Origin of the sequence: Sphingomonas sp. CV7422, assembly GCF_027945725.1 — a bacterium.
Lineage (GTDB): Bacteria > Pseudomonadota > Alphaproteobacteria > Sphingomonadales > Sphingomonadaceae > Sphingomonas > Sphingomonas kyungheensis.
Genome location: NZ_CP115900.1, coordinates 118,659 through 136,950, shown reverse-complemented (window position 1 = coordinate 136,950; position 18,292 = coordinate 118,659). Strand labels below are relative to the sequence as shown.

Genomic DNA, 18,292 nt, shown 5'->3' with positions numbered 1-18,292 from the left:
AACGATGGAGACGGGAGTGATCAGCGCGGATCTTGGCCAGCCTCTGGAAGCGGTCGTCGCCGAACTCGTGGCGAACGGGCGGTTTGGCTCCTCGAACGACGTGCTGCGCGAGGGCGTGCGGCTCGTTCAGGAGCGCGAATCCTGGCTTGCGGCGGTCGCAGCCGGGGTCAGGCGCGGCGAGGAGGATGCCGATGCAGGACGAACCAAGCCGGCCGAGCAGGTCTTTGACCGACTGGAGGCCAAATATCGTGCCATGCGTCCGTCGCAAGAATGACCGTCCGCTTCACCGATCACGCCGAGCGAGAGCTGGAGGAGATCGGTGACTTCATTGCCCGCGACGATCCGTGGGCCGCGGGTGGGTTTGTTGCCGAACTTCGTGCTAAATGCCTCGATCTTGGCGACTTCCCGCGGCGTTTCCCGATTGTTCGCCAAGCATGGGGCACCGGCATACGGCGGCGTATCCATAAGCGCTACGTGATCCTCTACCGGATCGATGACGACGCCGTCGTTATCCTCCACATTGTCCACAGCGCCCGCGATTATGGCGACCTGCTGTAACCGCGCTTGACGAAGCCGGTTCGTCCTCTTACGTCCTGAACACGCGTAGAGCCGCCGTCCGGCGACTCCGCGTTCTCCTCCTGGCTGTCCGTCGCTGCGTGTCCTTCGCCGATCTGAGCCGCTCCCCGTTACGCATTCGGATTATTCCATGCATCTTAGAGATTTGAAGAAAAAGACCCCGGCCGAGCTGGTCAGCATGGCCGAAGAGCTGGGGGTCGAGGGCGCATCGACGCTGCGCAAGCAAGACCTGTTGTTCGCGATCCTCAAGGTCCAGGCCGAGAATGGCGACCAGATCATGGGCCTCGGCACGATCGAGGTGTTGCAGGACGGCTTCGGCTTCCTGCGGTCGCCCGAAGCCAATTACCTCGCCGGGCCGGACGACATCTACGTCTCGCCCAATCAAGTGCGCAAGCACGGCCTGCGCACCGGCGACACGGTCGAGGGCGAGATCCGCGCCCCCAAGGACGGCGAGCGCTATTTCGCCCTGACCAAGCTGACCAGCGTCAATTTCGACGATCCCGACGCGGTCCGCCATCGCGTCAATTTCGACAATCTGACGCCGCTCTATCCGGAATCGAAGCTGACGCTCGATCCCGCCGATCCGACGCAGAAGGACAAGTCGGCACGCGTCATCGACATCGTCTCGCCGCAGGGCAAGGGCCAGCGCACGCTGATCGTCGCGCCGCCGCGCGTCGGCAAGACGGTGATGCTGCAGAACATCGCGCGCGCCATCTCGGACAATCACCCCGAGGTGTTCCTGATCGTGCTGCTGATCGACGAGCGGCCCGAGGAAGTCACCGACATGCAGCGTTCGGTGAAGGGCGAGGTAGTCTCCTCGACCTTCGACGAGCCGGCACAGCGCCACGTCCAGGTCGCCGAAATGGTGATCGAGAAGGCCAAGCGCCTCGTCGAGCACAAGAAGGACGTGGTGATACTGCTCGACAGCATCACCCGCCTCGGCCGCGCCTATAACACGGTCGTGCCGTCGTCGGGCAAGGTGCTGACCGGCGGCGTCGACGCCAATGCGTTGCAGCGTCCCAAGCGCTTCTTCGGTGCGGCGCGCAACATCGAGGAGGGCGGCTCGCTGTCGATCATCGCCACCGCGCTGATCGATACCGGCAGCCGCATGGACGAGGTGATCTTCGAAGAGTTCAAGGGCACCGGCAATTCGGAAATCGTGCTCGATCGCAAGGTTGCCGACAAGCGCGTCTTCCCGGCGCTCGACGTCGGCAAGTCGGGCACCCGCAAGGAAGAGCTGCTGGTCGACAAGGACAAGCTGTCCAAGCAATGGGTCCTGCGCCGCATCCTCATGCAGATGGGGACGATCGACGCGATGGAGTTCCTGCTCGACAAGATGAAGAACTCGAAGACCAATGAGGATTTCTTCGACTCGATGAACCAGTAAGCGCCACGGCTGGCCGGAGGGCGGGGAGGATCACCCCGACCGCCGGCCGACGCGGGGACGAATGGCAGCCGTCAGGGCAGGATCGACGACGCGCGGAAGCTCGATGGCTTTCGCGCGTTGCTGCGTTATGGACCGGTCGATCAACCGGGAGTGTGTATCGTGTCCATCATCACCATGCTGAGCGCCGCCGCCGCCAGCGGGCCGGGGTCACCGGCGGAAATCTGGCAGCATATCGTCAGCGACTTCGCCAACATCGGCACGCCGGCCGCGCTTGCCGCCTTCGTGCAGGTGCTGATGATCGACGTCGTGCTCGCGGGCGACAATGCCATCGTCGTCGGCGCGCTCGCCGCGGGCCTGCCGATCGATCAGCGCAAGAAGGTCATCCTGATCGGCATCCTCGCGGCTTTGGTGCTGCGGATCATCTTCGCGCTGGCGGTGAGCTGGCTGCTCGGCGTGATCGGGCTGATCTTCGCGGGCGGTATCCTGCTGCTGTGGGTCGCGTGGAAGATGTGGCGCGAGCTGCGTCAGGGCGGCGGCGAGGCCGCGGCAGACGGCGAGGCGGCGGGGGTCAAGCCGGCGCGCAGCTTTGCGGCGGCGGCCTGGGCGGTCGCGGTCGCCGACGTGTCGATGAGCCTCGACAACGTCCTTGCCGTCGCCGGCGCGGCGCGCGAGCATCCCGGCATCCTCATCATCGGTCTGCTGCTGTCGGTGGCGATGATGGGCATCGCCGCGAACCTGATCGCCAAATATATCGAGCGCTATCGCTGGATCGCCTATGTCGGCCTGCTCGTCATCCTCTACGTCGCCGGCAAGATGATCTACGAAGGCGTGGTCGATCCACGGGTCGGCGTGATGACGCTGTTCGCGTAAGCGGGAAGGGGGGCGCGACGCCCCCCTTGTCGTATCAGCCGAGATGCTCGGCGAAGAAGGCGGCGGTCCGCCGATCGGCGAGCTGCGCCGCCTCGTCCGATCGACGCTGGCCGAATTGCGCGGCGAAGCCGTGATCCTCGCCGGGGTAATCGTACAGCGTCACTTTGGGATGATCGTCGAGCCCGGCGTGCATCCGCGCCTGTGCATCCTTGTCGACGAAATGATCCTCCTGCGGCACGTGCAGCAGCACCGGGTGCGCGATCGCATGCGCCTCGCCGAGCAGTCCGTCGATACCCACGCCATAATAGCCGACGCTCGCATCGACGTCGGTACGCGCCGCGGTCATGAAGGCGAGGCGGCCGCCGAGGCAATAGCCGACCGCGCCGACGCGCGCGGCAAGACCGCTGCCGGACTGGGCATCGATGAGCAGGCTGCGCGCCGTGCGGATCGTCGCCTCGATGTCGCGGATGCCGGCGTCCTGATCGAACTGGCCCATCAGGTCGAGCCCGCGCTGCAATTCGGCGGGCACGTCGGGGTCGAGCTCGACGCCGGGAGCGATCTGCCAGAACAGGTCGGGGGCGAGCGCGAGATAGCCTTCCGCCGCGAAGGCGTCGGCCTTGGCACGGATGCCGGCGTTAACGCCGAAAATCTCCTGGATGACGACGATCGCGGCGCGCGGCGTCCCGGCGGGCTCGGCGACATAGACGTCGAACTGGCCGCGGTGGTCGAGTGTCTCGATCTGGATGGTCTTGGTCATGGCGTCCTCTCGCGCGTGGGGGCGGGCTGAGCTATGCAGCGCGGCAGAGAGCTGCTCAAGGGGCGACGCGTATGAAGCTGACCGTGAACGTGGATCTGACCCCGGAGGAAGCGCGGCGGGCGATGGGTCTGCCCGATCTGACGCCGCTGCACGACCGCTACGTCACCTCGCTGCTCGAAGCGATGAACGGCCAGGTGCGGCCCGAGCTGCTCGAGAATCTGATGCGCAGCTGGTCGCCGATGGGCGATGCCAGCGTCGCTTTATGGCGGCAGGTGTTCGATCAGGCGACCGGCGCCGGGGGCAAGTCGGGCAGCTGATGCAGACGATCTTCGCGCTGTCGAGCGGTGCGGCGCCTGCGGGGATCGGCGTGATCCGGGTGAGCGGACCGCAGGCCTTCGCGGCGGTGGCGCGGCTGGCCGGCAGTCTGCCCCCGCCACGCACGGCGCAGGTGCGGGCGTTGCGTGACGACGAGGGCGCCTTGCTCGACCGGGCTCTGGTCCTCGCCTTTCCGGGACCCAAAACGGCGACCGGCGAAGATCTCGCCGAACTCCATTGCCACGGCGGGCGGGCGGTGATCACAGCGATACTGCGTGCACTCGCTGCACAGCCGGAAATGCGCGCCGCCGAAGCCGGGGAGTTCACGCGTCGCGCGCTCACCAATGGCCGGATCGATCTTGCCGAGGCGGCGGGCCTTGCCGATCTGTTGTCCGCAGAAACCGAACGGCAGCGCGTCGCCGCGCTCGCTGCGGCGGAGGGCCGGGTCAGCCAGCAGGTGCGCGGCTGGCTCAACCGGCTGGCGATGCTCGCCGCGCTGACCGAGGCGCAGCTCGACTTCGCCGATGAGGATGACGTCGGCGATGACGACGGTCTTGCCGCGGTACATGAGGGTATGGCCACACTCGCCGCGGAGCTGCATCATGTGCTCGCCGCGCCGGCGGTCGAGCGGTTGCGCGACGGCGTCCAGGTGGTGCTGGGCGGACCGCCGAACAGCGGCAAGTCGACGCTGATCAATCTGCTCTGCCAGCGCGATGTCGCGATCGTATCGGATATCGCCGGCACGACGCGCGACCGGATCGAGGCGACCGTGGTGCGGCAGGGGCTGGTCTATGTCCTCACCGATACCGCCGGCCTCACCGATAGTGCCGATCCGATCGAGCGGATCGGGGTAACGCGAGCTGGCGATGCGATTGCGCGCGCCGACCTGCTGCTGTGGTTGGGGGACGACGAACCTCCGCGCGAGGATGCGATCTGGGTGCAGGCGCGTAGTGATGCCACCGGCCGGGTGCCGGTGGCGGGGGCAGGGATCGCGGTTGCGCAGAACGATCCGGCGAGCGTCGAGGCGCTATGGACGATGATCGCGTCACGCGCGGAAATGCTGATGCCGCGTGGGGATGCGCTGGCGTTCCGGGAGAGCGAACGGGCGGCGTGTGGTGAGGCTCTGGCGGCTCTCGACGGGATGAGCAACGATCCGCTGATCGTATCGGAACAGCTTCGTTATGCCGTTCGAACGTTAGGATCGATCCTCGGTCAGAATGCCACTGAGGTGATGTTGGATGCGCTGTTCGGGCGGTTCTGCATCGGCAAATGATGTTCCACGTGGAACGTTTATCCCGCAGTTGCGCACAGACTGTTCCACGTGAAACCCTAGGGCAGTTACTTGATCAAAGTGTTCCACGTGGAACAATTTTGACCTGCGCATGGCTCTGGCTTAGGCGGAGGGCATGTATGACGTGATCGTCGTCGGCGGGGGCCACGCCGGCACCGAAGCCGCCGCTGCCGCCGCCCGCCGCGGTGCCAAGACCTTGCTGCTCAGTCACGACCGCCGCCATATCGGCGCGATGTCGTGCAACCCGGCGATCGGCGGCCTCGGAAAGGGGCATATCGTCCGTGAAGTCGATGCCTTCGATGGCCTGATCGGTCGCGCTGCCGATGCCGCCGCGATCCACTATCGTATGCTCAACCGCAGCAAGGGGGCGGCCGTGCAGGGGCCGCGGGTCCAGGCGGATCGGCGTCGCTATGCCGCAGCGATCCAGACGATGCTCGCAGCCCTTCCGGCGCTGACGGTGGCGGAAGGAGATGTCGAGGCGCTCGACCTCACCGGTGATCGCGTCGCTGGCGTCCTACTGGGTGACGGCAGTCGTATCGCGGGCCGGACGGTGATCCTGGCGACGGGGACTTTCCTCGGCGGTCGCATGTTCCGCGGTGACGAGCGACATGAGGGCGGCAGGATCGGCGAACGCCCGGCGCGGCGGCTGGCCGAGCAGTTGCGTGCACTCTCCTTGCCGCTTGCACGCCTCAAGACCGGAACGCCGCCCCGGCTCGACGGCCGGACGATCGACTGGGCGCGGCTCGAGGAGCAGCGATCCGACGTCGATCCCTGGACGATGTCGCCGATGACCGAACACCGGCTGTTGCCGCAGATCGCCTGTGCGGTGACGCGGACCAACGGTGCGACGCATGATGCGATCCGCGCCGGGCTCGATCGTTCGCCGCTGTTCGGGGGTGCGATCGAGGGGCAGGGACCGCGTTATTGTCCGTCGATCGAGGACAAGGTGCATCGCTTCGGCGATCGCGACGGCCATCAGGTCTTCCTCGAGCCCGAAGGTCTCGACGACGCGACCGTCTATCCCAACGGCCTGTCGACCTCGCTGCCGGCGGATGTACAGACCGCGATGATCCGCAGCATCGCTGGTCTGGAGCGGGCGACGATCACCGTCGCCGGCTATGCGGTCGAATATGACTATCTCGATCCGCGCGCGCTCGACGCCACGCTGGCGCTTGCGGCGATCCCCGGCGTCTATTGCGCCGGGCAGATCAACGGCACCACCGGATATGAGGAAGCGGCAGGGCAGGGGCTCGTCGCGGGTCTGAACGCGGCTGCTGTCGCTTGTGATCTCGCCCCCTGCGTGCTCGACCGCGCCTCCAGTTATACCGGCGTGATGATCGACGATCTCGTCCTGCAAGGTGTGACCGAACCCTATCGGATGCTGACCGCGCGCGCGGAATACCGGCTGTCGCTGCGGGCGGACAATGCCGAGACCCGGCTGGCGCCGATTGCCGCTGCGCTCGGCTGTGTCGGCGCGGACCGGTTGGCGCATCAGCAGCGGCAGGCCGAGGCGCGGGCGACGATCCGCGCGGCGCTCGAGACGATGGTGAGCGCGGCGCAGGTCGCGATGCTCGGCGTGCAGGTGGCACAGGATGGCAGCCGGCGAAGCCTGTATGAATGGCTGCGGATCGGTGACCTGTCGCTCGACCGGCTGGCGCCCGAGGTGCGGGGGATGGCGCCCGCAGCGATCGTCGACGAGGTCGTCGAGGATGCCCGCTATGCTCCCTATATCGAACGGCAGGCGGAAGAGGTGGCACGGATGCGTCGCGACGAGGCGGTGGCGCTCTCGCCGGCCCTCGATTATGGTGCGATCCCCGGACTGTCGAACGAGATGATCGACCGGCTCGGCAAGGCACGGCCGACCTCGCTGGGTGCGGCGGCGCGCGTCCAGGGCGTGACGCCCGCCGCGATGACCGCCATCTATCTCTATGCGCAACGGCGGGCGGCATGACCGAAGCGGAGGCACGTGCGTGGTTCGTCGAGCGGTTCGGCGAGGCGCGGACGGCGCGGGTCGGCGTCTTTCTCGACATGGTATGTGTCGAGACGGAGCAGCAGAATCTGATCTCGCCGGCCAGCGTCGCTTCGATCTGGAGCCGCCATGGACTGGATTCGGCGCAGCTTATGTTCCACGTGGAACAATCTGGAGACTGGCTCGACATCGGCACCGGTGGCGGCTTCCCCGGCATGATCGTTGCCATCTGCGGTGACCAGCCTACGACCATGGTCGAGCCGCGACGCAAGCGCGCCGCGTTTCTGGAGGAGGCTGCCTCCCGTCTCGGCCTGACGAACACCCGCGTCGTGGCGGCCAAGGTCGAGTCTGTTACCGGTACGTTCGCAACGATTTCGGCACGGGCGGTGGCATCGGTCGAAAAGCTTTTGCAAGCGGCGGAGCATTGCGCCACACCGGAGACACGCTGGATCCTCCCACGTGGACGGATCGAGGCCGAAGAATTGGCCCGGCTCCGGCGTGACCGAACCCGAGTGTTCCACGTGGAACACAGTTTGACCGATCCTCAATCCACGATCCTCCTCGTGGACCACAAGCAAGGACGCGCGCGATGACCTGTATTGCGGTGGCCAATCAAAAGGGTGGTGTCGGCAAGACCACCAGTGCGATCAACCTTGCCACGGCGCTCTCGGCAACCGGCAAGACGGTGCTGCTGATCGATCTCGATCCGCAGGGCAATGCCTCGACCGGCCTGGGCATTTCCCAGGGCCAGCGTGGCCGGTCCAGTTATCACGTGCTGATCGGCGAGGCGGAGATCGCCGACACGATCATCACGACGAAGGTGCCGCGGCTCGATCTCGTCCCGGCGACGCAGGATCTGTCGGGCGCGGAGATTGAACTGGTGGAGTTCGATCATCGTACCCACCGGCTCGATCGCGCGCTCGCCCATGCCAAGGACCGTTGGGATATCGTGCTGATCGACTGCCCGCCCTCGCTCGGGCTGCTGACGATCAACGCGATGGTCGCGGCGGACAAATTGCTCGTGCCGCTGCAATGCGAATTCTTCGCGCTCGAAGGCCTGTCGCAATTGCTCACCACGGTCGAGCGGATCCGCGAACGGTTCAATCCGGGGCTGGCGATCCTCGGCGTCGCGCTGACGATGTACGATCGCCGCAATCGGCTGACCGATCAGGTCGCGGCGGATGTCCGTGCGGTGCTCGGCAAGGTGGTGTTCGATACCGTGATCCCGCGGAACGTCCGCTTGTCCGAAGCGCCGAGCCACGGCCTGCCGGCGCTGATCTACGATTATCGGTGCTCGGGGTCGCAGGCCTATATCGGTCTGGCGCGCGAGCTGATCGCGCGGTTGCCGCAGATGCCGCCGACGGCAGCCGCGGCATGAGCGACGCCGCGAAGCGCAGCCGGCCGGCCGGCCTGGGTCGGGGCCTCAGCGCCCTGCTAGGTGAGATCGCCACCGAAGCGCCGGTCAATCCCGGCGGCGAGAATAAGGTGCCGACCGGCGTGCGGATGCTCCCGGTCAGCGCGCTCGCGCCGCACCCGGATCAGCCGCGCCGGCATTTCGACGATGCGCTGCTCGACGAACTCGCCGCATCGATCGCGGCACGCGGATTGATCCAGCCGATCGTCGTGCGGCCACACGGCCATGACTATCAGATCGTCGCGGGCGAGCGGCGCTGGCGCGCGGCGCAACGGGCGCGGCTGCACGAAGTGCCGGTCGTCGTGCGCGAGTTCGACGATGCGCAGACGCTCGAGATCGCGCTGGTCGAGAATATCCAGCGGCAGGACCTCAATGCGATCGAAGAGGCACAGGCCTATCAGCGACTCGCCGGCGAATATGGCCATACCCAGGAGGCGCTCGCCAAGATCGTCCACAAATCGCGTAGCCACGTCGCTAACCTATTGAGATTGCTGGAACTTCCGGCTGCGGTTCAGGATCGCGTCACCGACGGGTCGCTGTCGATGGGACATGCGCGGGCGCTGCTCGGCTCGCGCGACGTCGAGATGCTTGCCGAACAGGTCGTCGCGCGCGGCCTGTCGGTGCGCGAGACCGAGAAACTGGCAAAGGGGGCCAAACCCGAACGGCCCGGTGGTGCGTCCCGCGACCGCGCCCCGACCTCGCCGCCCGATGCGGATATCACCGCGCTCGAACGGCAATTGTCCGATCTGCTCGGGCTGCACGTCCGCGTCGCGCATAGCGAGAAGGGCGGCACGATCACGCTGACCTATTCGACGCTCGATCAGCTCGACATGGTCTGTCAGCGACTCACCGGCGATTCGATCTGATGATCCTGCGCAGCGACGAATATGACGATCTGCCGACAGCCGGCGGGTTGATGCGGACGCATTGGTTCCGGCCGGCGGGGGAGGGGCGGTTTCCTGGCCTCGTCCTTTATTCGGAAATCTACCAGGTCACCGATCCGATCCGGCGGCTGGCGGCGTTCTTCGCCGGTCACGGTTATGTCGTCGCGGTGCCGGAAGTCTATCACGACTATGAGGCGCCGGGGACGGTGCTGCGCTACGACGCCGAGGGGACGGCGCGGGGCAACGATCTCAAATTCACCAAGCCGGTGGCCGGCTTCGATGCCGATGCGACGCGGGTGATCGGTGCCTTGCTCGTGCATCCGGCGTGCAGCGGCCGCGTCGGAACGATCGGTGTGTGCCTCGGCGGGCATCTCGCCTATCGCGCCGCGCTCGATCCGCGCGTGTCGGCCGCGGCGCTCTTTTATCCCACCGATATCCACAGCGGCACCTTGGGGGCCGGGCGCAGCGACGACAGCCTCGTGCGCATGGCCGAGCTACAGGCGGAGACGATGTTCGTCTTCGGGCGGCAGGACCCGCATGTGCCCTTCGCCGGACGCGAGGCGATCCGCGCCCGGCTGGAGGCGGTCGACGCGCGCTACGAATGGCATGAGGTGAATGCCCAGCACGCCTTCCTGCGCGACGAGGGGCCGCGCTACGATCCGGCGCTGTTCGTCGCAGCGACCGGATGGGCGCTGGCGCTGTTCGATCGCGTCCTGCGCGGCTAACCGCGGCGTTCGACCCCGCGGGTCAATTCGGTAAGCGCATGGTCGGCAAGCACGCCACCGGCATTGCCGCTCGCCATGATCGCACGCTCGGCATGGCGGACGCGGAGCAGCGCGGTGGCGAGCATCGCCGGCGTCCAGCGGCGCAGCGCCTGCGCGGTCGCAGCCTCCTCGCGGAAGAAGATGCGATGGCGTTTGAAGACGCTGTCCTGACCGGCGCCGGCATCGATCTCCGCCTTCATCTCGGCGAGCGTCATCAGCCGGCGGGCGAGCAGGCGCAGCCACGGGATCGGCGACGTTCCCGCCTCGTGCAACCGGCCGAGTTCGGCGCCGAGCAACGCGGTCTGGCCGCTGATCACGGCATCGACCACCTGCGTCATCTCCGCCTCGCCGAGATCGGCGCCGATCGCATCGAGCGCCGCCTCGTCGGCATCGTGCGGACGGTCGGGCGCGGCGTCGAGGAACAGCGCGAGCTTGTCGATCTCGCGGCCGAGCACGAGGCGATCGCCGCCGCAACTCGCCGCGAGCCGCGCGGCGACTCCGGGCGCCGGCCGCAGCCCGGCGTCACGCGCCATCGTCGCGGCAAGCCGTTCCAAGTCCGCCGCGCTCGGCTCATAGGCGGCATAGGCGAGCGCGCGGCGGGATTCGATCGCCAGCTTGACGATCTTGGCGGTCGATTTGACCGTCGGGGCAAGTGCAACCACCGGGTTGCCGGCATGATCCGCGGCGAGCAGCGTCGTGAAGGCGTCGAGGCATTCCTCACCCGCCGGGGCGACGCGGATATGGCGGGCGCCGCCGAACAAGGAGAGCGACGCCGCCTCGTCGGCGAGCCGTGCCGGGTCGCAGCGCAGCGTCGCGCCGTCGAGGTCGATCCGCTCCGCCTCCGGCCCCATCGCCCTCGCGAGCAGGCCGGCGAGGTCCGCGGCCGCCGACCCGTCCGGTCCGTGCAGCAGATAAAGGCGGATGTCGGGCGAGGGGCGTTCGAGCGCGGTGCGGATGTCGCGCGCGTTCGCCTTCATCGGCTCGGGCGGCTGCGCGCGTAGACGGCGAGGCGGGCGACGATCTGGTCGGCGACGATGCCGGACAGACGCTCGAGCGCGGTATTCTCCGCCGCGATCGTCGCATATTCCGACTGGACGACGTCGATGCCGGCATCCGACCCGGCGGTATCGTCGAGCAGCACGCTGCCGTCGGCGAGATTGACCAGCTGGAAGCGTGCGCGCAGCGTCCGCCGCTCGCGCGTCACGCTGTCGTCGCGACGCACGCCGAAGCCGGCGATCTTGTCGTCGAGCCGCACGTCGAGCCGATATTGCGGCGTGCCGCTCGCCGCGAGCCGGTCGCGCAGCGCATTGCTCATCAGCCAGCCCGACTTGCCGTCGATCGGCGTCACCTCGACATGTGCGAGCGTGCCGGCGACCGGCCCGGCGCCGCCGCCCGCGTAGAGCGGATGGAGGCCGCAGCCGGCAAGCAACGCGAGCGGCGCGAGGGCGAGCAGGCGCTTCATGCGACGATGTTCACGAGACGGCCGGGCACGACGATCACCTTCTTGGGGGGCTTGCCGTCGAGCAGCCGCGCGATCTTGTCGGCGGACAGCGCCGCCGCCTCGATCTGCTCGCGCGCCATGTCCTTGGGCAGAGTGAGCGTGTCGCGCAGCTTGCCATTGACCTGCACCGCGATCGTCACCTCATCCTCGACGAGCAGTTTCGGATCGACCTCGGGCCAGGCGGCGTCGGCGATCAGTCCGTCGAAGCCCTTGGCGGCCCAGGCTTCCTCGGCGACGTGCGGCACCATCGGCGCGACCAGCAGCATCAGCGTGTAGATGGCGTTGCCGCGCGACGGGCTGGGTGCGGCGCGTTCGATCGCGGTACACAGCTCGTACAGCTTGGCCACGGCCTTGTTGAAGGCGAGCGCCTCGATATCCTGTTCGATGCCGAGGATCGTCTGGTGCAGCTTGCGGTCGAGCGCCGGATCGCCGCCCCCGCCGGGGGCGACCGTATCGTCGCCGTCGAACAGCCGCCACAGGCGCTGCACGAAGCGCCACGCGCCCTCGATACCCGATTCGCTCCACGGCAGATCGCGTTCGGGCGGCGAGTCGGAGAGCATGAACCAGCGCGTCGCGTCGGCGCCGTAGCGATCGACGATCGGCTCAGGGTCGACCGTGTTCTTCTTCGACTTCGACATCTTCTCGACGCGGCCGACGGTGATCGGCTGGCCGGTCGCGATCTCGATGCCGTCGCGGACGTCGTCGGGCGACAGCCAGCGATTGTCGGTGGACTTGTACGTCTCGTGCGTCACCATGCCCTGCGTGAACAGGCCGGTGAACGGCTCGGCGATATCGAGCATGCCGATATGCTTGAGCGCGCGCGTCCAGAAGCGGGCGTAGAGCAGGTGGAGGATCGCATGCTCGACCCCGCCGATATACTGGCCGACCGGCAGCCAGCGCTCGGCGACCGCGCGATCGAACGGCTTGTCCTTGGGCTGGCTGGCGAAGCGGATGAAATACCAGGATGAGTCGGCGAAGGTATCGAGCGTGTCGGTCTCGCGCCGCGCCGGCTCGCCGCACGCCGGGCAGGCGACGTGCTTCCAGGTCGGATGACGATCGAGCGGATTGCCGGGGATGGCGAAGGAGACGTCCTCCGGCAGCACGACCGGCAGTTGCGCCTTGGGGACCGGCTGCACGCCGCACGCATCGCAATGGATGATCGGGATCGGCGTGCCCCAGTAACGCTGGCGGCTCACCCCCCAGTCGCGCAGGCGGTAGACGGTGGCGCCCTTGCCCCAGCCGCCGGCCTCGGCGCGCGCGATCACCTCGCGCTTGGCGGCCTCGACATCGAGACCGTCGAGGAAGTCCGAGTTCACCAGCGCGCCGGGCCCCGTATAGGCCTCGTCGCCAACGAAGACGGGATCGCGCAAATCACCGTCGGCGACGACGCGCTGTACCGGCAGATCATATTTGCGCGCGAAATCGAGATCGCGCTGATCGTGCGCGGGCACGCCCATCACCGCGCCGGTGCCATAGTCCATCAGCACGAAATTGGCGATGTAGATCGGCAACCGCCGGGTTGCGTCAAACGGGTGGGCGGCGGTAAGCCCGGTGTCGAAACCGAGCTTTTCCTGCGTTTCCAGTTCGGCGGCGGTGGTGCCGCCCTGTTTGCAGCGTTCGATGAAGGCCGCGACCTCGGGCCGGTCGGCGATCGCCTGCGCGATCGGGTGATCGGCCGCCACCGCGACGAAGCTCGCCCCGAAGATCGTGTCGGGACGGGTCGAGAAGACCGCGACCCGCTCCTCCCCGGAACGGGGAGGGGGACCGCCAGCCGCAGGCTGGTGGTGGAGGGGGGCTTCAACAGGCGAAGCACTTTGGGGAAGCCCCCCTCCACCGGCTTCGCCGGTCCCCCTCCCCGTGCCGGGGAGGATTTCGAAGGAGAAGGTCAGCCCCTGGCTCTTGCCGATCCAGTTTTCCTGCATCAGCTTGACCTTGTCGGGCCAGTGATCGAGCTTGCCGAGGCCGTCGATCAGCTCGTCGGCGAAGTCGGTGATCTTGAGGAACCACTGGCTGAGCTTGCGCTTCTCGACCAGCGCGCCGGAGCGCCAGCCACGTCCGTCGATCACCTGCTCGTTGGCGAGCACGGTCATGTCGACCGGGTCCCAGTTGACCGCCGATTCCTTGCGATAGACCAGCCCGGCGGCAAACATGTCGAGGAACAGCGCCTGCTCATGCCCGTAATAATCGGGCTTGCAGGTGGCGAGTTCGCGGCTCCAGTCGAGCGCGAAGCCGAGGCGCTTCAGCTGCGCCTTCATCGTCTCGATATTGGCGAGCGTCCAGGTGCCGGGATGGACGCCCTTTTCCATCGCCGCATTCTCGGCGGGCATGCCGAAGGCGTCCCAGCCCATCGGATGCAGCACCTCATAGCCGCGCATCCGCCGGAACCGTGCCAGCACGTCGCCCATCGTATAATTGCGGACGTGGCCCATATGGATGCGCCCCGACGGATAGGGGAACATCTCGAGCACGTAGCTGTGCGGCTTGCCGCTGTCGTCGCGGGCGGCAAAGGTCTGGCGGTCGTCCCAGACCTTCTGCCAGGTCGAGTCCGCTTGCAGCGCGTTGAAACGCGTGGCCATGGTCTGGTTTACCCCGCGATCGATGCGCGGCGCAGATCGCGGGCCCGGGTGAGGATGACGTCTTCGAGCTTCTGCGTCGTCGCGGCAGCGACCGGGGCGGAGACCCACTGGCCGTTGCGGTTGACCTCGCGCAGCGCGGCGACGCGGACGGCATCGGCGCGCAGATCCTGATCGAGGATCGACACCGTCACCTTCATCCGCTCGGTCGGCACCTGCGGGTTGACGTACCAGTCGGTGACGATGACGCCGCCGTTGGAATCGGTCTGCACCAGCGGCATGAACGACAGGGTGTCGAGGCTGGCGCGCCACAGATAGGCATTGACGCCGATCGTCGTCACCTTCGAGGCGGCAAGGTCGGTGCGGGCGACGGCCTTGTTGCCGCGACCGCCGCAAGCGGCGAGCGGCAGCGCGATGACGGCGACCATGAGGGCGGTGCGCAACGGGCGGATCATGGGCGTAACGGTCCTGCGATAAAAAGGGCGCTTTTCGCTCTATAGATGCAGGAGAGGCGCCGCAAGCGACGCGTCGTGACCGCGGGGAGCGGCCAATATGTGTGACTATTGCAACAGTCGGGCGAAATGTCGCCTGACGGCGGCAAGGTTCCATATTGGTGTGCGCCGGAATCGTGGTAGGCGCGTTGCCAAGCGGGAATTGAGGGGACTGCTCGTGTTTGCCCAGCGTGCCATGCGGCGTGCGATGACCGGAGTGACGACGGTGGCGCTCAGCGTTACCGCTCTCATGGTCGCGCCTGCCTTTGGCGCCAGCGAGCGCGTGGCGACGGTCAAGCGCGCGATGCCCTCGCGCCTGTCGGGTGCGTTCACGCCCGCCGCCGCCGATCCGCGACTCGCCGCGGCGATCGCACGCGGCGGTCTTGACGAAGCCGACTTCCGTTTCACCCCGGCCGAGGCGCAGCAGGACAAGCGCGCCGTCACGGTCGCGGTGCGCGCGCGGTCGAGCCGGACCGCGCTGATCGATACCCGCCCGGCCGCCGCGCTGGCGGCACCGACGGTGGGGATCGCTCCGATCGCCTATAATCTCGGCGTCTCGGTCGGCTGGAAGCGCTTCGCCGTCTCCGGTGCGGTCAACCGCATCGATCTCGGGCCGATCCCGGGCAGCCGCGAATCGACCGACGTCGCGGTCAGCTATCGCGCCGGCCGCGCGAGCAGCCGCCTGATCGCCGTCGCCGACCGGCCGCTCGACAACACGCCCAAGCTGACGCAGGAACTGCCGAGCTATTCGGTCGACGTGAGCAGCTCCTATGCGCTGACCCGCAACCTCGATGTCACCGCCGGCATGCGCTATCGTTCGGATCGCGAGCGGCTGGCGCGGCTCGACGACGAGCATCGCGACAGCCAGTCGGTCTATGTCGGGACGGCCTTCCGCTTCTGATCCGGGGTGAGGCCGTCGATCGCGGCCCAGCCGTCGAAGCCGTAGCCGCGTAACCGCAGCCACCGCGCCGCGGTCATCCCGCCGAGCGCCACCCGCTGTCCTGCCAGCCCCTGCGTCATCGCCAAGCCGCGCCTGATCCCCAATGCAGGCGCGCCGGGATGCGAGCGGGTCGGATAGAGCGGCGAGACGAACAGCCAGGTCGCGTCGGCGCGCATCGCGGTCATCGCCTGTCGCCGGTCATGCACCGCGTGGGTCAGCGCGTGCCGGCCGTTGTGCGCCGCCGCGCCCGGCATCGGTCCGGCGGCGCTGAGCCGCAAATGGCGGGCGTGGGCGAGCCGGCGGACGCGCAGAAACAGCGCATGGCGCTCGCGTCGTGACCGCGCCTGATGCCGGAAGACCACCCCGGCGCCCGGTGGCAGCGCGCGCAGCATCGCGAACAGCGCCGCGTCGATTCGCGGATCGGTCATCAACCAGGCATGGCGGCGCGGATCGATATTGCGGTTCAGATTGCCCACCGCCCCGCTATAGGGCGGGCATGACGCCTTCCACCAGTCCGCTCGACCAGGTCGCCGCCGGGATCGCGCACGCCGCACGCATCGCCGGCCGCCGCGCCGACGCCGTGACGCTGATCGCCGTGTCCAAGACGCATGACGCCGAGACGATCCGACCGCTGCTCGCCGCCGGCCAGCGCGTCTTCGGCGAGAATCGCGTGCAGGAGGCGGCGGCGAAATGGCCGGCACTGCGGGAGGCCTATCCCGATGTCGCGCTCCACCTGATCGGCCAGCTCCAGTCGAACAAGGCCGAGGAGGCGGTGGCGCTGTTCGATGCGATCCACGCCGTCGATCGGGAGTCGCTCGTCGATGCGCTCGGCAAGGCGATCGCCAAGAGCGGGCGGCGTCCCGATTGCTTCCTGCAGGTCAATATCGGTGACGAGGCGCAGAAGGGCGGCTGCGCGATCGACGCGCTGCCGGCGCTGCTTGCCCGTGCGCGTGACGCGGGGCTGCCGGTGGCGGGGCTGATGTGCTTGCCCCCCGCCGATGTCGAGCCGGCGCCCTATTTCGCCCTGCTCGCCAAGCTGGCGCGCGAGGTCGGGCTGGCCGGGCTCAGCATGGGCATGTCGGCGGATTACGAGACGGCGGTGACGCTCGGCGCCACGCATGTCCGCGTCGGCAGCGCGCTGTTCGGTACGCGGGGGGCGGCATGATGCGCTGCAAGGCCTTGCTGTTCGACTTCGACGGGGTGCTGATCGAGAGCGAATATGCCGGCAACCGCCAGATCGCCGAATGGCTGACCGCGGCGGGGCATCCGACCACGCCCGAACAGTCGATGGCGCAGTTCATGGGGCTGGCCGGCGCCGATTTCCGCGCGGCGATCGAAGGCTGGATCGGCGGGCCGCTGCCGGAGAGCTTCACCGCGGCGCGGCAGGCGGAGGATGCGCGCGCGATGGCGGAGGGGATCGATGCGGTCGCCGGCGCGGTGGCGTTCGTCCGCTCGCTGCCCGCGGACCTGCCGCGTGCGGTGGTGTCGTCGAGCCCGACCGCGTGGATCCGGCGTCACCTCGACCATATCGGCCTCAGCGATGCGTTCGGCGATCATATCTACAGCGGCCGCGAACATGTCCGCAACGGCAAGCCCGCGCCCGACCTCTATTGGTTCGGCGCCGAGGCGCTCGGCGTCGCCATCGCCGATTGCGCGATCATCGAGGATTCGCCGGTCGGCGCGACCGGGGCGGTCGCCTCGGGCGGCTATGTGATCGGTCTGAGCGCCGGCACGCATTGCGGCATCGGCCACGATGCGCGGCTGCGGGCGCTGGGGGTCGACGCGGTGGCGGGGGATTTTGCCACGGTCGCGCGATTGCTCGCGGCCTGAGGATTCACGCCGAGGCGCAGAGGGGGCACGCATCAAAGCGCGGCCCCGTCACCCCACCAGGTGGGGGAGCGAGGCCGCCGACACGGTCATAGATTCCGCTGCGCCGCCGTGCGGACCAATATCAGAACTTCGGCCCCGCCACCTGCGCGCGCGTCTTCTTCGGCGCATCCTTGAACAGCGCGACCATCGCCGGGTTGCGCGAATCGCGCAGCGCATAGGCACGTGCGGAGAGGCCGGCGAGATTGTCGGTCTGGTCGGGATCAGCACCCTTGGCGAGCAGCTTGCGCGCGATCGGCTCGTTGCGCGAATTGACCGCAACGATCAGCGGCGTCTGCCCCGCGCCGTTGGCGAGGTTGATATTGGCATTGTAGGTCAGCAGCAGGTCGACGAGATCCTCGCGCCCCGCCTGCGCCGCGAGGATCAGCGGCGTGTTGCCGCGCGCATCGCGGATGTTGGGATCGGCCTTATGCTGCAGCAGATACTGCATGTAGAGGCTGCCCGAATGATCGACGAGGATGTGCAGCGCGCCCTTGCCGGTGGTCACCGCCTTGGTGTTGATGATCGTGCTGCCCGGCGTCTCGATCATCGTCGTGACCTCCTTGCCGTCTTCCTTCTCGATCGCGGAAAGGAACTTGTAGCTTTCCGACTGCTGCTGCGCGGCGGCGGGAAGCGGGGCGAGGGCGACGGCGAGCGCGAAAAGAAAGCGCGAACGGTTCATGACGGGGTCCCT

Annotated in this window: 21 protein-coding genes; 14 read left to right on the top strand and 7 right to left on the bottom strand. The window is 67.8% G+C overall.

The annotated features are described in order from the left end of the window. Nucleotides 1–4 precede the first annotated feature (4 nt). From PBN85_RS00735 to PBN85_RS00720, 4 genes are all read left to right on the top strand, one after another. Complete coding sequence (locus PBN85_RS00735) at nucleotides 5–274, top strand: type II toxin-antitoxin system ParD family antitoxin (protein ID WP_271299828.1); 270 nt, start codon at nucleotides 5–7, stop codon at nucleotides 272–274. After that, a complete protein-coding gene (locus PBN85_RS00730; protein WP_271299827.1) occupies nucleotides 271–558 on the top strand; it encodes a type II toxin-antitoxin system RelE/ParE family toxin in 288 nt (95 codons plus the stop codon). The genes PBN85_RS00735 and PBN85_RS00730 overlap by 4 nt, the downstream gene beginning before the upstream one ends. A gap of 148 nt (nucleotides 559–706) precedes the next feature. Next, on the top strand, nucleotides 707–1,963 hold the full coding sequence (gene rho, locus PBN85_RS00725; protein WP_037535927.1) for a transcription termination factor Rho: 1,257 nt from the start codon (nucleotides 707–709) through the stop codon (nucleotides 1,961–1,963). 174 nt (nucleotides 1,964–2,137) lie between these two features. Continuing rightward, nucleotides 2,138–2,833, top strand: a complete 696-nt coding sequence (locus PBN85_RS00720; protein ID WP_443026775.1) for a YjbE family putative metal transport protein — start codon at nucleotides 2,138–2,140, stop codon at nucleotides 2,831–2,833. 34 nt (nucleotides 2,834–2,867) lie between these two features. Here the strand turns inward: PBN85_RS00720 and PBN85_RS00715 are convergent, their stop codons facing one another. Next, the gene (locus tag PBN85_RS00715) at nucleotides 2,868–3,590 is read right to left on the bottom strand and encodes a dienelactone hydrolase family protein (protein WP_271299826.1); all 723 of its coding nucleotides are present in this window, start codon (nucleotides 3,588–3,590) and stop codon (nucleotides 2,868–2,870) included. Nucleotides 3,591–3,661: 71 nt separating this feature from the next. On the opposite strand from PBN85_RS00715, the gene PBN85_RS00710 reads away from it, so the two are divergent. From PBN85_RS00710 to PBN85_RS00680, 7 genes are all read left to right on the top strand, one after another. After that, on the top strand, nucleotides 3,662–3,907 hold the full coding sequence (locus PBN85_RS00710; RefSeq protein WP_271299825.1) for a DUF6489 family protein: 246 nt from the start codon (nucleotides 3,662–3,664) through the stop codon (nucleotides 3,905–3,907). Beyond that, nucleotides 3,907–5,178 carry a tRNA uridine-5-carboxymethylaminomethyl(34) synthesis GTPase MnmE gene (gene mnmE, locus PBN85_RS00705; protein WP_271299824.1) on the top strand — a complete coding sequence of 424 codons (1,272 nt, stop codon included), beginning with the start codon at nucleotides 3,907–3,909 and terminating at the stop codon, nucleotides 5,176–5,178. Before PBN85_RS00710 ends, mnmE begins: the two co-directional genes overlap by 1 nt. Nucleotides 5,179–5,311: 133 nt before the next feature. Beyond that, entirely contained in the window at nucleotides 5,312–7,147 is a 1,836-nt protein-coding gene (mnmG, locus tag PBN85_RS00700) for a tRNA uridine-5-carboxymethylaminomethyl(34) synthesis enzyme MnmG (protein WP_271299823.1), read from the top strand. After that, on the top strand, nucleotides 7,144–7,758 hold the full coding sequence (rsmG, locus tag PBN85_RS00695; protein WP_271299822.1) for a 16S rRNA (guanine(527)-N(7))-methyltransferase RsmG: 615 nt from the start codon (nucleotides 7,144–7,146) through the stop codon (nucleotides 7,756–7,758). The genes mnmG and rsmG overlap by 4 nt, the downstream gene beginning before the upstream one ends. Further along, on the top strand, nucleotides 7,755–8,543 hold the full coding sequence (locus tag PBN85_RS00690) for a ParA family protein (protein ID WP_271299821.1): 789 nt from the start codon (nucleotides 7,755–7,757) through the stop codon (nucleotides 8,541–8,543). The genes rsmG and PBN85_RS00690 overlap by 4 nt, the downstream gene beginning before the upstream one ends. Continuing rightward, nucleotides 8,540–9,445 (top strand): ParB/RepB/Spo0J family partition protein, encoded by a 906-nt coding sequence (locus PBN85_RS00685; RefSeq protein ID WP_271299820.1) that lies wholly within the window; start codon nucleotides 8,540–8,542, stop codon nucleotides 9,443–9,445. The genes PBN85_RS00690 and PBN85_RS00685 overlap by 4 nt, the downstream gene beginning before the upstream one ends. Further along, the gene (locus PBN85_RS00680) at nucleotides 9,445–10,188 is read left to right on the top strand and encodes a dienelactone hydrolase family protein (protein WP_271299819.1); all 744 of its coding nucleotides are present in this window, start codon (nucleotides 9,445–9,447) and stop codon (nucleotides 10,186–10,188) included. Before PBN85_RS00685 ends, PBN85_RS00680 begins: the two co-directional genes overlap by 1 nt. Here the strand turns inward: PBN85_RS00680 and holA are convergent. From holA to PBN85_RS00660, 4 genes are read right to left on the bottom strand one after another with little or no spacing between them, the layout of a single operon-like run. Then, nucleotides 10,185–11,204 carry a DNA polymerase III subunit delta gene (gene holA, locus PBN85_RS00675; RefSeq protein WP_271299818.1) on the bottom strand — a complete coding sequence of 340 codons (1,020 nt, stop codon included), beginning with the start codon at nucleotides 11,202–11,204 and terminating at the stop codon, nucleotides 10,185–10,187. The genes PBN85_RS00680 and holA overlap by 4 nt on opposite strands. Then, entirely contained in the window at nucleotides 11,201–11,689 is a 489-nt protein-coding gene (gene lptE, locus PBN85_RS00670) for an LPS assembly lipoprotein LptE (protein ID WP_037535946.1), read from the bottom strand. Before lptE ends, holA begins: the two co-directional genes overlap by 4 nt. Then, the gene (gene leuS, locus PBN85_RS00665) at nucleotides 11,686–14,304 is read right to left on the bottom strand and encodes a leucine--tRNA ligase (protein ID WP_271299817.1); all 2,619 of its coding nucleotides are present in this window, start codon (nucleotides 14,302–14,304) and stop codon (nucleotides 11,686–11,688) included. The genes lptE and leuS overlap by 4 nt, the downstream gene beginning before the upstream one ends. 8 nt (nucleotides 14,305–14,312) lie before the next feature. Continuing rightward, nucleotides 14,313–14,756, bottom strand: coding sequence for a DUF3576 domain-containing protein (locus PBN85_RS00660; RefSeq protein WP_037535950.1), 444 nt, complete (start codon nucleotides 14,754–14,756; stop codon nucleotides 14,313–14,315). Nucleotides 14,757–15,000: 244 nt separating this feature from the next. Here PBN85_RS00660 and PBN85_RS00655 point away from each other — a divergent pair, with 244 nt between their 5' ends. Then, nucleotides 15,001–15,693, top strand: coding sequence for a hypothetical protein (locus tag PBN85_RS00655; protein ID WP_037536168.1), 693 nt, complete (start codon nucleotides 15,001–15,003; stop codon nucleotides 15,691–15,693). Here PBN85_RS00655 and PBN85_RS00650 read toward each other — a convergent pair. Beyond that, nucleotides 15,666–16,208, bottom strand: a complete 543-nt coding sequence (locus tag PBN85_RS00650) for a thiamine phosphate synthase (protein ID WP_333781835.1) — start codon at nucleotides 16,206–16,208, stop codon at nucleotides 15,666–15,668. The genes PBN85_RS00655 and PBN85_RS00650 overlap by 28 nt on opposite strands. A gap of 20 nt (nucleotides 16,209–16,228) precedes the next feature. Between PBN85_RS00650 and PBN85_RS00645 the strand changes: the two genes are divergently transcribed. Both PBN85_RS00645 and PBN85_RS00640 read left to right on the top strand, forming a co-directional pair. Beyond that, entirely contained in the window at nucleotides 16,229–16,897 is a 669-nt protein-coding gene (locus PBN85_RS00645) for a YggS family pyridoxal phosphate-dependent enzyme (protein WP_271299816.1), read from the top strand. Continuing rightward, nucleotides 16,897–17,562 carry an HAD family hydrolase gene (locus tag PBN85_RS00640; protein ID WP_271300810.1) on the top strand — a complete coding sequence of 222 codons (666 nt, stop codon included), beginning with the start codon at nucleotides 16,897–16,899 and terminating at the stop codon, nucleotides 17,560–17,562. Before PBN85_RS00645 ends, PBN85_RS00640 begins: the two co-directional genes overlap by 1 nt. 121 nt (nucleotides 17,563–17,683) lie before the next feature. Here the strand turns inward: PBN85_RS00640 and PBN85_RS00635 are convergent, their stop codons facing one another. Continuing rightward, nucleotides 17,684–18,280, bottom strand: coding sequence for an ankyrin repeat domain-containing protein (locus tag PBN85_RS00635; protein WP_037535954.1), 597 nt, complete (start codon nucleotides 18,278–18,280; stop codon nucleotides 17,684–17,686). Between the last annotated feature and the right edge of the window lie 12 nt (nucleotides 18,281–18,292).

Bases quoted from the DNA above. Each gene is read 5' to 3' on its own strand.
- rho (WP_037535927.1), top strand. From the start codon at position 707: ATGCATCTTAGAGATTTGAAGAAAAAGACCCCGGCCGAGCTGGTCAGC.
- PBN85_RS00645 (WP_271299816.1), top strand. From the start codon at position 16,229: ATGACGCCTTCCACCAGTCCGCTCGACCAGGTCGCCGCCGGGATCGCG.
- PBN85_RS00720 (WP_443026775.1), top strand. From the start codon at position 2,138: ATGCTGAGCGCCGCCGCCGCCAGCGGGCCGGGGTCACCGGCGGAAATC.
- PBN85_RS00730 (WP_271299827.1), top strand. From the start codon at position 271: ATGACCGTCCGCTTCACCGATCACGCCGAGCGAGAGCTGGAGGAGATC.
- PBN85_RS00735 (WP_271299828.1), top strand. From the start codon at position 5: ATGGAGACGGGAGTGATCAGCGCGGATCTTGGCCAGCCTCTGGAAGCG.
- mnmE (WP_271299824.1), top strand. From the start codon at position 3,907: ATGCAGACGATCTTCGCGCTGTCGAGCGGTGCGGCGCCTGCGGGGATC.
- PBN85_RS00640 (WP_271300810.1), top strand. From the start codon at position 16,897: ATGCGCTGCAAGGCCTTGCTGTTCGACTTCGACGGGGTGCTGATCGAG.
- PBN85_RS00680 (WP_271299819.1), top strand. From the start codon at position 9,445: ATGATCCTGCGCAGCGACGAATATGACGATCTGCCGACAGCCGGCGGG.
- PBN85_RS00715 (WP_271299826.1), bottom strand. From the start codon at position 3,590: ATGACCAAGACCATCCAGATCGAGACACTCGACCACCGCGGCCAGTTC.
- PBN85_RS00655 (WP_037536168.1), top strand. From the start codon at position 15,001: ATGACCGGAGTGACGACGGTGGCGCTCAGCGTTACCGCTCTCATGGTC.
- PBN85_RS00690 (WP_271299821.1), top strand. From the start codon at position 7,755: ATGACCTGTATTGCGGTGGCCAATCAAAAGGGTGGTGTCGGCAAGACC.
- PBN85_RS00660 (WP_037535950.1), bottom strand. From the start codon at position 14,756: ATGATCCGCCCGTTGCGCACCGCCCTCATGGTCGCCGTCATCGCGCTG.
- rsmG (WP_271299822.1), top strand. From the start codon at position 7,144: ATGACCGAAGCGGAGGCACGTGCGTGGTTCGTCGAGCGGTTCGGCGAG.
- lptE (WP_037535946.1), bottom strand. From the start codon at position 11,689: ATGAAGCGCCTGCTCGCCCTCGCGCCGCTCGCGTTGCTTGCCGGCTGC.
- PBN85_RS00710 (WP_271299825.1), top strand. From the start codon at position 3,662: ATGAAGCTGACCGTGAACGTGGATCTGACCCCGGAGGAAGCGCGGCGG.
- holA (WP_271299818.1), bottom strand. From the start codon at position 11,204: ATGAAGGCGAACGCGCGCGACATCCGCACCGCGCTCGAACGCCCCTCG.
- PBN85_RS00635 (WP_037535954.1), bottom strand. From the start codon at position 18,280: ATGAACCGTTCGCGCTTTCTTTTCGCGCTCGCCGTCGCCCTCGCCCCG.
- mnmG (WP_271299823.1), top strand. From the start codon at position 5,312: ATGTATGACGTGATCGTCGTCGGCGGGGGCCACGCCGGCACCGAAGCC.
- PBN85_RS00685 (WP_271299820.1), top strand. From the start codon at position 8,540: ATGAGCGACGCCGCGAAGCGCAGCCGGCCGGCCGGCCTGGGTCGGGGC.
- leuS (WP_271299817.1), bottom strand. From the start codon at position 14,304: ATGGCCACGCGTTTCAACGCGCTGCAAGCGGACTCGACCTGGCAGAAG.